General features: G+C 59.6%; 12 protein-coding genes and 1 pseudogene. 5 read left to right on the forward strand and 8 right to left on the reverse strand.

What is annotated here, in order from left to right; translation table 11 throughout:
* Nucleotides 1-1274 precede the first annotated feature (1274 nt).
* From G3480_RS16225 to G3480_RS16245, 5 genes and pseudogenes are all read left to right on the forward strand, one after another.
* Nucleotides 1275-2264: a hypothetical protein gene (locus tag G3480_RS16225; RefSeq protein WP_164654942.1), complete on the forward strand. Its 990-nt coding sequence runs from the start codon at nt 1275-1277 to the stop codon at nt 2262-2264.
* Between the two features lie 425 nt (nt 2265-2689).
* Nucleotides 2690-2809 (forward strand): annotated as a pseudogene (locus G3480_RS29570) (hypothetical protein); the annotation flags it as partial.
* Nucleotides 2787-2975 carry a DUF2442 domain-containing protein gene (locus G3480_RS16235; protein ID WP_206171750.1) on the forward strand — a complete coding sequence of 63 codons (189 nt, stop codon included), beginning with the start codon at nt 2787-2789 and terminating at the stop codon, nt 2973-2975. The pseudogene G3480_RS29570 and the gene G3480_RS16235, both read left to right, overlap by 23 nt.
* A gap of 26 nt (nt 2976-3001) precedes the next feature.
* The gene (locus G3480_RS16240) at nt 3002-3532 is read left to right on the forward strand and encodes a hypothetical protein (RefSeq protein ID WP_164654941.1); all 531 of its coding nucleotides are present in this window, start codon (nt 3002-3004) and stop codon (nt 3530-3532) included.
* A 574-nt stretch (nt 3533-4106) separates the two neighbouring features.
* On the forward strand, nt 4107-4331 hold the full coding sequence (locus G3480_RS16245; RefSeq protein ID WP_164654943.1) for a DUF2283 domain-containing protein: 225 nt from the start codon (nt 4107-4109) through the stop codon (nt 4329-4331).
* 1290 nt (nt 4332-5621) lie between these two features.
* Here the strand turns inward: G3480_RS16245 and mtgA are convergent.
* The 8 genes from mtgA to G3480_RS16285 form a co-directional block, all read right to left on the reverse strand.
* On the reverse strand, nt 5622-6497 hold the full coding sequence (gene mtgA, locus G3480_RS16250) for a monofunctional biosynthetic peptidoglycan transglycosylase (protein ID WP_164654944.1): 876 nt from the start codon (nt 6495-6497) through the stop codon (nt 5622-5624).
* 404 nt (nt 6498-6901) lie between these two features.
* On the reverse strand, nt 6902-8650 hold the full coding sequence (locus tag G3480_RS16255; RefSeq protein ID WP_164654945.1) for a BatD family protein: 1749 nt from the start codon (nt 8648-8650) through the stop codon (nt 6902-6904).
* Between the two features lie 53 nt (nt 8651-8703).
* Nucleotides 8704-10449 carry a tetratricopeptide repeat protein gene (locus G3480_RS16260; protein WP_164654946.1) on the reverse strand — a complete coding sequence of 582 codons (1746 nt, stop codon included), beginning with the start codon at nt 10447-10449 and terminating at the stop codon, nt 8704-8706.
* Entirely contained in the window at nt 10446-11519 is a 1074-nt protein-coding gene (locus G3480_RS16265; RefSeq protein ID WP_164654947.1) for a VWA domain-containing protein, read from the reverse strand. The genes G3480_RS16260 and G3480_RS16265 overlap by 4 nt, the downstream gene beginning before the upstream one ends.
* Nucleotides 11512-12552, reverse strand: a complete 1041-nt coding sequence (locus tag G3480_RS16270; protein ID WP_164654948.1) for a vWA domain-containing protein — start codon at nt 12550-12552, stop codon at nt 11512-11514. The genes G3480_RS16265 and G3480_RS16270 overlap by 8 nt, the downstream gene beginning before the upstream one ends.
* Nucleotides 12545-13129 (reverse strand): DUF4381 domain-containing protein, encoded by a 585-nt coding sequence (locus G3480_RS16275; RefSeq protein WP_164654949.1) that lies wholly within the window; start codon nt 13127-13129, stop codon nt 12545-12547. Before G3480_RS16275 ends, G3480_RS16270 begins: the two co-directional genes overlap by 8 nt.
* Entirely contained in the window at nt 13129-14046 is a 918-nt protein-coding gene (locus tag G3480_RS16280) for a DUF58 domain-containing protein (RefSeq protein ID WP_164654950.1), read from the reverse strand. Before G3480_RS16280 ends, G3480_RS16275 begins: the two co-directional genes overlap by 1 nt.
* A 224-nt stretch (nt 14047-14270) precedes the next feature.
* Nucleotides 14271-15227, reverse strand: a complete 957-nt coding sequence (locus tag G3480_RS16285; protein ID WP_164654951.1) for an AAA family ATPase — start codon at nt 15225-15227, stop codon at nt 14271-14273.

Below are 15227 nucleotides of genomic sequence, written 5' to 3' on the forward strand. Positions count from 1 at the left end.
TTTACAAATGGGAGTAGGCGAGTACGGCTTCCCGCGGAACATTTTTCACGCATACCTTGGTGGTAGCGGCGCCCCGCCGGTTTCGCGCGCCGGTCGCGGCGGGGCGCCGCTCCCACCGGTCACGCGCTTGGACCCAAGGATGATCGAGGCCCCAGCGATGCCGCCCGAAATCCCCCCATGCCCCCCCTTTGCGAAAGGGGGGAAGTTGTTGATTCACCCTTTCCAAGGGGCCAGCCTTTCCTGCCCCTCGCCCCCTTGATGAAGGGTCGGTCGAGGCGGCTCCCTCATACAAGCTGTTCAGCGGCCAAGCGTGCTCGGCCAGAGCGCGCATGCTGGAATGCTGGAATGGTTGCGGCGACCCTCTTTGGCACCGAGACCTGTCTCCAACGATGGGCCTCGAATTGCCCGGCTCGAACGCCGGGTTTAAGATCCACGCGTGTGCGCAGGTCCCGGTTGCTCGGCATCGCAAGACATCTGACTGCCGAGGTCGCTTCTGCTCAGCACAGTGGGGTTTCTGCTTCCAGGCCCCGCAGCTGGACCGCTTATGGCGTTCAGGGGCAATCTTGATGCGAGGCCTTCCGCCTTTGTGCGGAATCGGTTGGACCGAAGGAGTCAACGGGAAGCGTGCTAGACAGAATCTACCCGGATCGAGATAGGCAGAATCTGTCTATGTCGCCGGACCGACACTCTGTCTACTCAACTGTTAGGCGGTACTGCGGAGAGCATTATGCGACATTTATATCGTTTGTAATTTCCACCATAACCAGCAAATAAATGTAGTCCTTATGTTTAGTTCGTAGATAGAATTTAGCAATTTTTTGGGAGCGAGATATGAACGATAGAAGTCCGATTGATGAAGCATGTCGCTCAATGATTGGCGCCATAGCCCTAAGGTATAAACAACAAGGAAAGAAATTAAAAACCTTTCAAGAGCTTCTCAATGAGGATGGGATATACAATGAACCCTGTTCATATGCGAGCACTCAAGGACTATCCATGGGCGTAGATGCCGCTTATCGATATTACTTGGGTCGAGACCCTAAAGTGGCTGCAGCAATAAGAGAAGTCTTTTGGTAATAATTGTAGTAACGTACGTTTTACCTGTAAATGGTCTTGCCTTTAATTAGAAATCGCCTAACACGCCCATCAAGCCGAGGCCATACTGCGCATCGACCTCAGTGCAATACAGTAGCGTTGTGGTGGCGCAGTATGGCCCGGCTTATGGGTGACGTTAGGCTTATCCTTGGATTTTACTTCGCCGAGAGATCGCTCCCATGTCGAGTTACTTTGCAGCACAGTTGTTCGGACTTCTGGTCTTCTCTATTGGCGCAGCAAGTTGTTCTTCTCGGGTGTCAGTTAAAGACAGCGAAATTGCTCGAGTCGATAAGCCTATTCAGACTGGCCCCCAAGAAGAAACGAGAGAACAGTGCGAAGACCGATACATCAAACGTCGATTGGAAGAATGTGATACAGCTGGGATCGACGTTGGCTGTTTTGGCTCCGGGCTTCAGTCGGAGATTAAGGAAGAATGCGGTTACGTTGATGACCGAGAACAGTTGAGTGAAAAACAGAAATCGGTCCTGGAGGAGCATTGCTCCAAGGATCCTAGTCTTAGTAGCATGTCTAAAGCCGACTCTTCATGGTTCGCTAATTATCCTCCAAATAGCGTCCTTATCGAAAAGGCTCAGGCAGAATGCAAGCAAATTTTTGATAATACGCGCACGTCCAAACCTTTGCCGCCGGAGGTCGACCAAGAACAAGTCATTAGTTCAGCAACTAGCGCAAAGGTTGAGCCGGCTCATGTATGTCGCGCTAATATTCTTTCTTTTGTTCCAAAAGGTTGTAATTGGACAGTCGCATGTTCAGAAAACCACGCCATGAATGAACGGGCGTGTATTATTGGAACAGCAGGGCCGTCATGGGACGGAAAGTACACTTTCGCCAACGATTATGGGCCTAAGTTCAAGTATCGCAATAGATCAAGCGGCGGATTCTACGTGGTGGCCTTTGTTAACTACCACCCTGGTCGAAAAGGCGCTATGCGTATAGGGTCAGAGTCGCCCATATATGTTGACGACCAGATTAATGGGTTGATTACAAAGTCTACAAGCGATATACGTAACTCACTCATTAGCGCAGAAACTCAAGGGGAGTCATTGTATTGGTCATATAGTCTATGGCCGAGTGGAACCTCGGAAGATTCAGTATCCTTACTAGGATTTAAAGATGCGGACTCTTATGTAACTCGCTGGTTAGAACGATAAGATACTAGCCATCCCTATCCTATCCCAGGGCGGCGCTTTTTTGAACTGGAACTGGAACGAACTGAAAAGGGGGCAGATTTATCTAAATTCTATACTGAAACGAGGTACGTGTGCGTGTGAAGAGGGGACGGATTTATTTTCCCCGGCGATAATTGAAACGCGCCTAACGAGCCGGTCAAGCCGACCCCGCGCGGCCGGTGTCGTGAGCTAATCTCAAACGTGGTGCCGCGCGCGGGTCGGCTTACCGCAACGTTGGGCGCCAGAGATCGAATCTGACCCGGATTTACCATCCGAAATTTTCAAGAATTCTAATGCCTACGTTGCTGGTTCAAGACGGATTCGAGTTCTTCTTCTATGCTAATTAGCATGAACCGAAGCATGTTCACGTCGCTAAAGGCGACGACTATGCAAAGGTTGAACTCGGCACTTTTCGCGTCTCCCAAGACTTCATGAAGCCTAAAGAATTAAAGAAAGCTCTAACAATCATCGAAGCAAACAATCAGCAATTCGAGGAAAAATGGAATGAATGGCACGCTAAAAGGTAAAGTCGTCCACTTCGATGACCGGCACCTGCATGTTGAACTCGAAGATGGCAGAGTAATTTCTACTCCTATGGACTGGTATCCGGAATTGCAAGCAGCCACACTTAAACAGCTTTCGCAATACGAGTTTATCTGCCGAAAAACTGGCATAGAGTTGGGAAGATCTTGATTACCAACTCAGCATTGAGAGCATGCTTGCATATCGCGTCAGCCGAAAAGCAGCGTAGGTGTGTTGATAAGATTTTCGCCCAACACGCGCATCAAGCCGAGACCATACTGCGCATCGCGTACAGAGCCCACTGGAAGTGTTCTAATGGCGCAGTATGGCCCAGCTTATGGGTGACGTTAGGCCCTGCGGCGACAGAGGCACGGCGTTATGCAAGACCGACATCCATCGAAGTCCAGCTTATTAGCCAGGAAAGAATCCAAATGTCTGAAGATAAGTACTATGATATTGCGCATAAACAGCTAAAAAACATTCTGCGCTTATACAGGATGAACGAACATGAAAACCCGATCATGCTATATGATCTTCAAGAAGATCGTATTTATGCCTATCATTATGACGGATTCAAGAATGAGTTTGAAAGCAAGAATTCCAGAATCGCACTCGAGCGTCAATATAGAAAAGCTCTAGCCAATAATGAAGTCGTCGTTTTCGTCAGGGATAATGAAGAGCGAAAGCTTGTATCGTATAGTTTCGGACGCGATTCTGTTCTTGCTTAACTCGATGGGTTGAGGAAAAGAGCCCATGACATCCGGTTTACGCTTTCTCTTGAAAGACATGGCATAACATGCACCTCAAGCCGACCCCATACTGCGCACGTAAGTGCTTCATTAGAATTGTTTGTAGAGGCTAATTTGTTTTCATTTAAGATGCATTTATTGTAAGCAATTGATATTATAGGCTTTACAAAAATCGAATTGATTTGTATTGCATTTATTTACCATTCCTGATACTAATGAAGTACTTAGCTCAGCGTTTTCATGCGGCCCATCACCGCGCAGTATGGGTCGGCTTAGGTGTGTCGTTATGCTACGAAACACTCAATCGGACGTATTTGTGATTGATCGATCATGAAAGAAGTTGTTTGGACTGATTATTTCAAATACAGAGTAAAACCTCGTGGTTTCAATCTGAAAAACGTTGAAGAAATACTCAGGTACAGCACTGAAAGATACCATGACACGGTTACAGAGAGATTGGTGGTTGTTGGCAAAGATGCGAGCGGATGGTAGTCATTCCATATGAAACTCATGCAGAAAGTGCGATACAGAGTAAAAAGCGGAAGGTACCAAAATGAATGATCCGAAATTATCATATTTCGAAAAAGAAGATATTTTGCATTTAGCAATATCTGATGAAAAAGAATTTGGTAGCGTAGAAGTTAGTCCGAACATTACTGCTGAGCTAAATGAACAAGGAGATCTCATTGGCATCGAAATTATAGGGACAAGTGCGTTCTTGCGAGACTCAATATTAGAATCTACTCAAGCTAAGCTATTGCAGTTATCAAAAAAGTAGCATAACAACAGGCTCAAAGCGAGCCGCGCAGACCCGCCGTAGCTCAATCTGCCGCCATATAACGCGCGGCCGCTTTAGCCTCACGTTAAAGCATGTGAGAGGGTTTTAACAACTATCATGGTCGGATATCTCTTTCGGAAACCGAATTACCCGTTGCTAATCGAGACAGATAGCAGGATGGTAGGTGCCAGCAACGCGCAAGAAATTGAGAAAATTTATAAAAAAGCATTATTTTCCAACAAGGACTCATACATTATTATTGATTCAACTGGCGAAGGTTGGAGCTTTTTTCCTGAGGACGACGTAATTAGTCCATTAACGATCCTAAAGCGATGGAGCAAACAAAAGATAATAGATTTCTTCAACGCCTCGTTAGAGGAAATGTGTTCTACGTCGAGATATCAGCCACGAAGCCTATCGAATAGGCGACTAGAACAAGTCATTCTTGAGATTATTGAATTTGAGCGCAAACTCTAACGAATAGTCGTCGCTCGATTCGTTACGCGAAGCAGGAAAAGGGGGACAGATTTATTTATTCGATCTAGTCCAATATTGGGACCGTCCATCAAGGCGCTTCAGCCGACGCTCGTAACTCGCTCGGCTGAGCGCAAACGTTAGAAAATGCCCATCAATTGTTTCCCGATGCAAGCGATGCCGCCCGAAATCCCCCCTAGCCCCCCTTTGCGAAAGGGGGGAAGTTGTTGATGCTGAAAAGGGGACAGATTTATTTATTCGATCTAGTCCAATATTAGGACCGTCCAACAAGGCGCTTCAGCCGACGCTCGCAACTCGCGCGGCTGAGAGCGCAAACGTTAGAAAATGCCCATCAATTGTTTCCCGATGCGAGCGATGCCGCCCGAAATCCCCCTAGCCCCCCTTTGCGAAAGGGGGGAAGTTGTTGATGCACACTTCCTTAGCCAAAAATCCTTAGCCAAGAAACTCGAATCTCCAACGCATGGTTTTGAGAGATATGAAGGCGGAATTCACGGCTATCTTTAAGAAAGAAGTAAAAGAACCGGGACAGACCACGTTATTCTTGAACAAGTAAAATAGGAGTATCTTCGGAGCCACAGCCGAGCTGATCTGAGTATGTTTGATGGTCAGCGGTGCAGTGACCGCTGGGACGCAGGTGTGGCAATGTGGGCAATATCGCCGGTGGCGAAGCGGGCGATTTCTAAAGATGTGCGACGAAATCCTTCTGGGAACAACAGAGGCTATCCTCGCGGTTTCTCGATACCGCTTCTCAAGGGGTCAAGCATTGGGAGTCGACTGCCCCGATCTCGAGCCGGATCAAAGCCGGCTGAGATAGCGCGTCCCGCCCAAGCGACTGCTCTGATCGCGAATCCACGCCGCCCGCCGCCGCAGCCGCTCCGAGGGGTGGTCCAGGGAATAGTTGCCGGGTGCCGGCAGGACAGCGATCAGCAGCGCGGCCTCCTCCAGCGTCAAGTCGCTCGCCGAGTGGTGGAAATAGCGCTGCGCGCTGGCCTCGATCCCATAGGTGCTGGGACTGAACTGCGCGATGTTCAGATAGACCTCGAGGATGCGCTCTTTCGACCAAAGCGTCTCCATCAAGAGCGTCAGCCAACCCTCGGCGAGCTTGCGCCACCACCCCGAGCCAGGCCATAGGAAGAGATTCTTCGCCGTCTGCTGCGTGATGGTGCTCGCCCCGCGCAGCGGCCCGCCACGCAGATAGCCGGCGACCGCATGCCGGATCTCGATCAGATCGAAGCCCTGGTGGCTGGGGAACCTTTGATCCTCTCCCGCGATCGCCGCGAGCCTGATCGTGTCCGGGATTCGGTCCCAGTCGATCCATTGATGGCGGTAGTAGGGCGGCTTCTGATGCAGGCGCCAGACGTTCAGCGCATGCTGCGCCATGAAGGCCGAGGCTGGCGGATTCACCCAGCGTATGACGCCGACGAGTGCGGCGCTCGCCAGGACCAAGATGACCAAGAGGGCCGAGGCCCAACGCAGTGCGCGGGAGCGGACGAGCGCCCAGCTCAAGGTCCTCGCGGGAGTCGCACCCACTGCGTCCCTGTCCACAACCTCGACCGACGTCTCGGGCGGCAGAGGCTCCTGGGCTGCGCCCTCGCCTTCGCGGTCTGCGGAGCAGGTCGATAGGGGCGGCGCCGAGCCTTGGCGCTGAGCTGAAACCCCGATCTCAGTCATCTGATGAAGTGGACCTTCTGCGGCAAGCTGTGGACGATTACTGGTACGGTGGCTGGTGGCTGGTGGCTGGTGAGTAAAGTCTAAGAGGCTGTCTGGAAATCATGGTCGAGACATACAAGATGCGAATTCATTCGCCCTTGGTCCGGCGGTTGGGCGAATGAATTCGCCCGTTTTTTCAGACAGCTTCTAAGGCATTTCTCGGGCGTCGCGCACACAAATGATGCAAGTCATCGCCCAGTGGCGAGCAACCAAGAAGACCGTCACACGGAGACCCGCGCTTGAGCGGATCGCTGTTGGCTCGCCTCTCCGGCTGGAATTATCGCCGAATCAAGCGCGCCGAAGATGCAAGGAGCGCGGAAGTCTTGGCGGCGCGAGGCCTGTTTCCGGCAAGTCAGGCGGGGCGCTCAGGTGCCGGGATTCAGTGCCGGTAAGGCTGCCCAGCGCAAGCGGCGCTCCTCGCTGCGGGGGCGCCGCAGCACGCCAACTCCGGGGCGAAGCTGCCCCATGAGTTCGCGCTTCCACTGCTTGAAGTCGATGGCTTGCTGCCCGTAGCGCGCGGCATCGAGCTGGCGCATCAGCTGGTCCAGCTTCTCGGGATCCGCGGCGGGTCGATAGGCAAGCATCTGCTGACTCAAGGCAGTGCGTGTCAGGTCACCCTTGTTGCCGAGGCATGCTCGCGACTGCTCCTCGAAGCGTGCGTGCCATTCCAGCGGCGTCGAGGCGCGATTCGCGCGGCGGATGCATCGACGCATTTGGGTGCTAGCTGGCAGCATGCGCGACAGGCTTTGCCGAGACCTTGCCAGCAATGCACTCGGCCGCAGGCCAGCGAGATAGGGCGCGGCCTTTCGCGCCAGCAATCCCGTACTCGCCCGGACCATGCGCCACAGCACGCCCAGCGAGGCCCGGCTGAGCTGCCAAGGCCGCCCCCGGTAGAGCACGCCCACCCAGTAGCCCAGCACCAGCAGACCGATTCCGGCCACGGGAATCCAAATCTTTGCCCAGCCCGACGCGGAAAGCGCGGAAGCGGAGAAGCCGAGGGGTCCGCCGCCCCGAACCGTCAAGGTCTTGAGCGGCAGACGCGCCACCTCGCGCACGCCGAGTTCGACGTTCCACCAGGCGATGCTCATCTCCGGTAGGGTGATACGACCGCCGGCCTGAGGTACCAGGGTGTAGTATTCGGTTCGTGTGGCCGAGAGGCGGCGCTCGTCGGAAGAGAGCTGGGTGTCTGTCAGCGTCTGCTCCCGATAGACGCGAAAATCCGCACCCTTGAGCTGATTCTCCAAGCTCGGGAGCTGAACCGCGGTTGCTCCCTCACCTTGGATCTCGACCGTGAGGGTCACTGGCTGGCCAGGCTCTAGGGCCCCGGCGCGATCCAGGTTGGACTTGAGCGACAGCGACCGCAGCGGCAGCCAGGGACGAACCGAGGTCATCGACGGACGCACCTGCACGCGGATCGGTCGCTCGGGCCGCGCCTCGTAGCCTTGCATCATGCCGCCCGCAACCTGCTCGCCCCTGACCTTGATCTCAGGGAGCTTCAAGTCACCGGCACGGAGCGGAACCACGGTCAGGAGGAAGCGGTTGAGGATCTCGCGCCGACCCTCTCGCTCGCGCGTGCTGGTGTCAGGGCCCTTGAGCGCCTTGATCAGAAAGTCGCCCGACGGCGGCAGCTCGAGATCTGCAGTGCTCAGATTGTCGCTGCTGACGACATCCACACGGAGCACAACGGGCTGCTGCAGGTAGGGATCCAGTTCCTCCAGCCGCCATTCGATCTTGGGTGGCTGACCAGGTGATGCCGGGAAGGACGGCTGCCCATAGCCCGGCCGCCAACTCGGCTGCTGATAGCCGGGATAGCCGTAGGGCATCTGGCCCGGCACCTGCGGCGCCGTTCTCGGCTGAGCCGGTCGCACCGGATAGCTCGGCGGCGACCCCTCCGCGTTGGTGGGCGGCACCGGGCGGAAGCGCGGACGCTGCCCCTGCGGTTGAGCGGGCTGACTCGGCTGTTGCGGCTGGACCTGTTGAGGCTGCGGCGGCTGCCCGTAATAGGGCGGCGCATAGTAAGGCTGGGCGTACCCCCCTGGACCATAGCGGTACGGCTGCGCCTCGAGACTGGTGATGCTCGACAGCCCCATGAGGAAGAGCAGTGACAGCCGCACCAATGCTGTGATCCTAGGGCGCCAGGTGCGCCGGCCGACGAGAGCCCAAGCCGCTACCATGGACGCGTCTCCCGCCAGCCACCGGTCGCGCCCTGGGTCTCGCGCAGCTCTTCGATGCGGAACTGATTGCGCATGAGCAAAGTGGGATCACCCTGAATCTGTCTCAGACGTTGCTCCATGGCCGCCATGCCTGGACCACCCATGAGCCGAAGTCCATCCAGCGATGGCATCTGGCCTTCACGCGTCTGCGCGTCTTGCGCGGCCCCGGGCTGGAAACCGAGCTGATCGAAGGCGTCGACGGCCTTGGTCTGCTGCTCATCGACGCTTTGGGGCAGCTCGGGCGGCTTGGCGGAGCCGCGTGACCGCGGCGGTCCGAGCTGCTCGGAATCCGGGCGCTCTTCGCGACCACGACCAGTCTCGTCCTCGCGCGCTGTCTCATCCCTGCCGCCGCCCGCATCGCTTTCGCGCGGCGATTGCTGGGAGCCACCCTTGTCAGCCTCACCCTCACGCTCGCCGCCGGCCTGATCGCGCTCCTCTTCTCCGCCCGCGGCTTCCTCGTCGCCAGGCTGCTTGCGCTCGGACGCGCGCGTGCCCTCGTCTTCGCCTTTCTGCCCGGACTTGTCCTCAGGCTGCTGCATGTCGCGCTCATCGCCACCCTGCTCGCCTTCCGGACGCTGCTCCTTGGGCTTGCCCTGTTCATCCTGCTCAGTGGCCGCTTCATCCTGTGCCACGCCTTCCTGGGATGACTCCTGCTGATCCTTTCCTGTGCCGGACTCCTGTTTGCTGGACTCCTCAGGGTCGCCGGCCGAGCGCTCGGTCTCCTCGCCAGAGGTCCCGCCGCCGGTCGACTCCTGGGTCTTGGAGCCTTGCTGTCCGGTCTCTTGCTCGGACGCGTCGCCTCCACCCTCGGATTCGTCGCGCTCGCTTCCCTGACCCTCGCGGCTCTCCTCGGAGCCGGTGTCGCCGGATTGCTCGTCCTGCTGGCCCGACTCACCCGTCGATTCCTCGCCTTGCTGCTCCTGCGCGTCGGAGCCTGAAGACCCGGATTCCTGGGGCTTGCCCTCTCCCGATTGCTGCTGCTCGCTCTCCTGCTGCTGGCCGGATTGCTGCTCCGACTGCTGCTCGCTGGAGGATTCCTGCTGCTCGGATTCTTGCTGCTGGGACTGCTCCTGCTGGCTGGAAGACTCCTGCTGCTGCGATTGCTGATCCTGCGATTGCTGATCCGACTGCTGCTCTTCTTCGGATCGCTCCTGCTGTTTGGATTCCTGCTGCCGCTGCTGCTCTTGGGACTGGCGCTGCTCGCGGGATTGCTCGCGGCTGTCCTGCTCGCCATTGTCCCCTTCGGGCTGCTCCTGCTCTTCTTCCTCGGTCTGGTCGCGGAACTGCTCCTGCTCCAAGCGCGCCAACATGGCACGGGTGAGCGCCAGGTTATAGGCAGCGTCCTCGTTGGAAGGCGTGGTGCTCAGCACACGCTCGTAGGCCTTGGCGGCGCCGCTGTAGTCGCCGAGCTGGAAACGGCTATTGCCCAGGTTGTACTGGGCCTGCTCGCCGGAGGCATCATCGAGGGCCTGAGTGAAGGCGCGCTCAGCGGCTTGGTAGTCACCCGCGCGGTAGAAGGCGACGCCCTTGCGGTAAGGGTCCTTGAAGGCGCTCGCGGCCCTTTCGTAGTCGCCATCGAGATAGGTGTCGTAGGCCTTCTGCTCGTCCGTGCGCAACCAGTCCGCAGCGCCCGGCAGTGCGGCCAGGCCGAAGGTCGCGGCAACGGCCGCGCGTCCTATCCAGCGTCTGCGTCGACTCATGAGCTGACACCTCGCGAGGACTGGGCAGGGACAGGACCGCGCCGCGCGATTCTGCGCGCCCCCCGAAACTGGGGCAGCAGCAGGGCCGCCAGCAGCAGCACGGGAAGCCAAAAGCGCTCGTTCCAGATTCGCGTGCTCGCGTCACTGGCCTCTGGCGGCAGGTGGCTCAGGGTCGCGGCCGCGAGGATTTGGTCGGTATCCGAGTCACGATAGTCCGCGGGCAGATAGAGCCCGCCACCCGCCTGCGCCAAGCTCTCGAGCAGGCGCTCGTTGAGGGCCGAGCGCACCGGCTTATGGTCGGGATCGGCCGGATCCACCACCACGCCGCCCTGCGGCGCCGGAACCGTCGCCCCCTGAGTCCCCCCGACCCCCAGCGCGTGGAAGCGCACGCCCTGCGCGGCGAGCCGCGAGATGCGGTCCTGGAGACCCGGCTCGGCCAGATCGCCGTCGGAGATCAGGAGAATGGCCCGTGCGCTGTCCTCGGGCAGGCCGGCGAGCAGGCTCTCGGCCCGATCCAGCGCCCGCGTCAGACTGCTGCCCTGGAGACTGGGACTGGCCAGATCGACGGAGAGCGCCGGCAGGGTGTTGAGAATGCTGGTGGTGTCCTCGGTCATGGGCGACAGCACATGGGGCACCGAGGCGAAGACGATCAGCCCCAAGCGGACCTCGCGATTCTTGACGATGAGATCCTGCAGCTCTTGGCGGGCACGCCCGAGGCGGCTGGGACTCACGTCCTCGGCCAGCATGGAGCGCGAAATATCCAAGAGCACCAGCAAATTGTTGCCGGGGTGGAAGAGGCGCACCTCATCGTAATCCCAACGCGGACCGGCCATCGCGATCAGCAGCAGCGTCCACAGCAGGCTCCAGCGCAGGAAGCGGCCCCAGCGCTCGGTGACGCGCAGGTCGCGCGTGCCGGTCAAATGCGGCAGCAGATGGGGGTCCGCGTAACGGTGGATGGGTCCCTTGGCGGCACGCGCGGCGCTGCGCATGAGCCAGAGGGCGACCGGGATGATGACGATCAGCCCCAGGAGCCACAGCGGTTGGTCGAAGTGAAAGCCTTGATTAGCCACTGGCGAGCCTGCGCAGGTAGCGCTTACGCCCCTCGGGGAAGAGGCCGAGCGCGAGCAGCGCCAGCAGCGCGATCCCCAGGGGCCAGCGATAGAGCGGTTTGGGCAGGAAGGCGGTCCGCGCCTCGGCCTCGGTCTTCTCGAGCTGGCCAACGCGGGTCGAGATTTCCTCGAGCGCCCGGGTGTCGGTGGCGCGGAAGTAGCCGCCACCGGTCAGGCCGGCGATCTCCTGCAGGGTTTCCTCGTCCATGGTGAGATCGTCGCGATAGCGCACCCTGCCGTCCTCGAAGATGGGGATGTCCTTCTGCTTACTGCCCACACCGATGACATAGATGCGCGTGCCGGTGGCGCGCGCCAGCAGTGCTGCCTCCTTGGGTCCGAAGCTGCCCGCGTTGTTATCGCCGTCCGCGATCACGATCATGACGCGCGACCCTTCGGGACGCTCACGCAGCTTGCTGACACCGAGCGCAATGGCATCGCCAAGCGCTGTAGCCGGCCCGGCGATCCCGGGCACGACGCCGTCGAGCAGCTGATGCACGGCGTGACGATCCAAACTCAGCGGCGAGAGGATGAACGCCTGGCTGCCGAAGAGGATGAGCCCCACCCGATCGCCGTCGCGGTTGTCGATGAAGCGTCCCATGACGCCCTTCACGACCGCCATGCGATTGACCTGCCGGCCTTCGACGCTGAAGTCCAGCGCCTCCATGGAGTGCGATGCATCCACGGCGATCATGAGATCGTACCCAGGCGTGCTGACCTCGGTGTAGGGCGTCAGCCACTGAGGACGCATGAGTGCGACGATCAGCGCGACCCAGAGCAGATAGAGCAAGGCCCGATGGAGCCAGCCGGCGAGTTGGAGCCGAGGACGCCGCACGCTGAAGGCCGCCCTGAGTTCGTCGAGCCGCGGGTGGAGCAGGGTATCGCGCTGCCCCTCCAAGGTCTCCTCGCCCTGCTCCCCGCGGTCCGGCCAGAGATAGGGCAAGACCCAGGGGATCGGCAGCAGCAGCGCGGCCCAGGGCCAATGAAACTCAAACATCGCCGCCTCCGGCAGATGCGGACACCGACCTTGAGCGCCACCATCGCCAAGCAGGCTGCTTGGGCTCGCGTGCGCTCACCCAGCCCTCGGCGGCCTCGATCAGGGCCATGAGGTCTTGCGCCGTGACGCCGGGCGGGGCATAGGGCGCAAAGAGCAGCGGCTGCCCGCGCTCACTCCAGGCAAAGCCGTTGGGATCATGCGCCGCCAGCCACTCCAGCCAGGCCGACCCGGTGAGGCCGGCGCAGGCGGGGCGCCCAAGGCGCGCCATGGCGATGCGGCGCAGCAGCTCCGATAGCTCGCTCGCCGTCGCCTTGGGGTCCTGTCCGCGTTGCGCCCGCCGCCCGAGATCCCGCAGCGCGGCGGCGGCATCCCAGCGCCAGGTCCCCAGGGTGATGCCGGGGATGGGCACGCGCAGACTCAGCGGGGTCCGCCAGCGCCAGAGGACGTAGCCGATCAGGACGAGCGCACCCAGGATCAGCCACCATCCCGGCGCCGGGGGCCACCAGGGGATCGAGGAAATGTCCTGGATATCCCGGAGCTGCGGAGTCTGCTGAAGGGGTGAAAGGATGGGATCCATCAGACTGCCCGCGAGCGTGCCCGCTGCTCCAGATTGCGAATGAGGGTGAGGTGGATCTCGGTATCGGTCTGCACCGGAAGCATGACGATGTGCAGCCGGTGCGCCATGGCCTGGAGTCGCTCACGCCGCTCCTCCCAGGCCTGCCGATAGAGCCGGGCCGCCTCGGCGTCGTCGGTGTCGATCTCGACCAGATCGCCGTCCGTGCCTGTGAAGGTTGCGACGCCCATGGAGGGAATCTCCCAGTCGGCGGGATCGTCAATCGGGACCAGCGCGACGGTATTGCGCTGACAGAGACCGCCCAGCACCTGCTCGAGACCCATGGCGTCGCGATTGAGGTCGGCGATCACGAAGACCAGTGAGCCCGTCGGCAGCCCGGAGGTGGCACGCCTGAGCGCACCACTGAGGCAGTCGACCGAGGGATGCGTCTCGGCGCCCGGCTCGCTGAGCGTGCGCAGTAGCTGCCAGAGTGCGCGCCGCCCACGGGATGGCCTGAAATGCTGCAGCCCGGCCTCGGGATCGCCGAACACCAGCCCGCCGACACGGTCGTTGAGGCGGCTCGCGGCCCAACCGATGAGCGCCGCCGCGCGTGCGGCCTGAACCGACTTGAAGGTGCCGCGCGTGCCGAAGCTCATATGCGGCCCCTTGTCGACGCAGAGCACGACCGAGCGCTCGCGCTCCTCGCGGAAGATCTTCATGTGCGGCTCATTGGTCCGCGCCGTCACCTTCCAGTCCATGTAGCGGATGTCGTCGCCCTCGCGGTACTCGCGCACTTCTTCGAAGTTCACCCCGGCGCCGCGAAAGACCGAGGCGTAGAGGCCGGCGAAGGCTGAGTTGACCAAATGATGCGACTGCAGCCCCAGGGCATGGGCCTGATGACGAAGCTCCAGCAAATCGTCGAGTCTAGGATAGAGGCTCATTCGCAGTCGTTTGAGGTGCTCAAGTGTCGATTGATGACGGAACTGGCGTCACTGCCAAGCGGCGCCAAGGAAAGGGCCCTAGGGTGGACGAGCGAGAGCGAAGTCCACCGAGGTCCGCGCCAACGCTGGTGGACTGCGCTGCGCTTGTCCACCCTACAGCCTTCCGACCCTATCGTGCCGACACGCAGGCCACACCCACCGCGAGCACGGAGTAGCAGCCACGCCTAGGGAATCGCGACCAGGGACAGCAACCGCTGGATAAAGGAGTCCGTGGTGATGCCCTCGGCCTCGGCCTCGAAGGTCAGCAGCAGGCGATGCCGCAGGATCTCCGGCGCGACCGCTTGGATATGGTGCGGCGCGACGAAGTTGTCGCCGTCCATCCAGGCTCGGGCGCGCGCGCAGCGGGCCAATGCGATACTGGCACGCGGCGAGGCACCGAAGCGGCACCAGCGGCCGAGGTCTTTGTCGTAGAGCTTCGGCTGCCGCGTGGCCTGCACCAGATCCACGATATAGCTGTGCAGCTTGGGGTCCAGATAGAGGTTGGCGACATCCCGGCGCATCGCGAAGAGTTCGGCCTGACTCAGCCGCTTGGCCGGAGGCGCGTAGCTATGCTGCTGTTGCTGGCTGTCCAGCTCCAGGATCTTCAGCTCCTCGTCGCGGGTCGGATAAGTCACCACGGCCTGCATCAGGAAGCGGTCGAGCTGCGCCTCCGGCAGGTGATAGGTGCCTTCTTGCTCGACCGGGTTCTGCGTGGCCAGGACCATGAAGAGCTGCGGCAACGGATAGGTTTTCTGGCCGACCGTGATCTGGTGCTCCGCCATGGCCTCCAGCAGCGCCGACTGTACCTTGGCCGGAGCGCGGTTCACCTCGTCCGCAAGCAGCATGTTGTGGAACAAAGGCCCCTGACGGAACTCGAACTCACCCTTCTCGTGGCGATAGATGTCCGTTCCGATGAGGTCCGACGGCAGAAGATCCGGGGTGAACTGGATGCGGTGGAAGTCGCCTTCCAGGGATTCGGCCAGGGCCTTCACGGCCGTGGTCTTGGCCAGCCCCGGCATCCCCTCCACCAACAGGTGACCATCACTGAGCAAGCAGACGAGCATGCTGTCGATGAAGGATTGCTGGCCGATGATGCGTGAGGCGATGTGCTCGCGAACGGCATTGAGATCGGTGGGCGTCAT

It is taken from the genome of Thiorhodococcus mannitoliphagus, from assembly GCF_010915725.1.
Classification (GTDB): Bacteria; Pseudomonadota; Gammaproteobacteria; order Chromatiales; family Chromatiaceae; genus Thiorhodococcus; species Thiorhodococcus mannitoliphagus.

Coding starts and splice junctions, on each gene's coding strand:
- G3480_RS16225 (WP_164654942.1), top strand. CDS start 1,275: ATGTCGAGTTACTTTGCAGCACAGTTGTTCGGACTTCTGGTCTTCTCT.
- G3480_RS16235 (WP_206171750.1), top strand. CDS start 2,787: ATGAATGGCACGCTAAAAGGTAAAGTCGTCCACTTCGATGACCGGCAC.
- G3480_RS16245 (WP_164654943.1), top strand. CDS start 4,107: ATGAATGATCCGAAATTATCATATTTCGAAAAAGAAGATATTTTGCAT.
- mtgA (WP_164654944.1), bottom strand. CDS start 6,497: ATGACTGAGATCGGGGTTTCAGCTCAGCGCCAAGGCTCGGCGCCGCCC.
- G3480_RS16260 (WP_164654946.1), bottom strand. CDS start 10,449: ATGAGTCGACGCAGACGCTGGATAGGACGCGCGGCCGTTGCCGCGACC.
- G3480_RS16270 (WP_164654948.1), bottom strand. CDS start 12,552: ATGTTTGAGTTTCATTGGCCCTGGGCCGCGCTGCTGCTGCCGATCCCC.
- G3480_RS16275 (WP_164654949.1), bottom strand. CDS start 13,129: ATGGATCCCATCCTTTCACCCCTTCAGCAGACTCCGCAGCTCCGGGAT.
- G3480_RS16280 (WP_164654950.1), bottom strand. CDS start 14,046: ATGAGCCTCTATCCTAGACTCGACGATTTGCTGGAGCTTCGTCATCAG.
- G3480_RS16285 (WP_164654951.1), bottom strand. CDS start 15,227: ATGACGCCCACCGATCTCAATGCCGTTCGCGAGCACATCGCCTCACGC.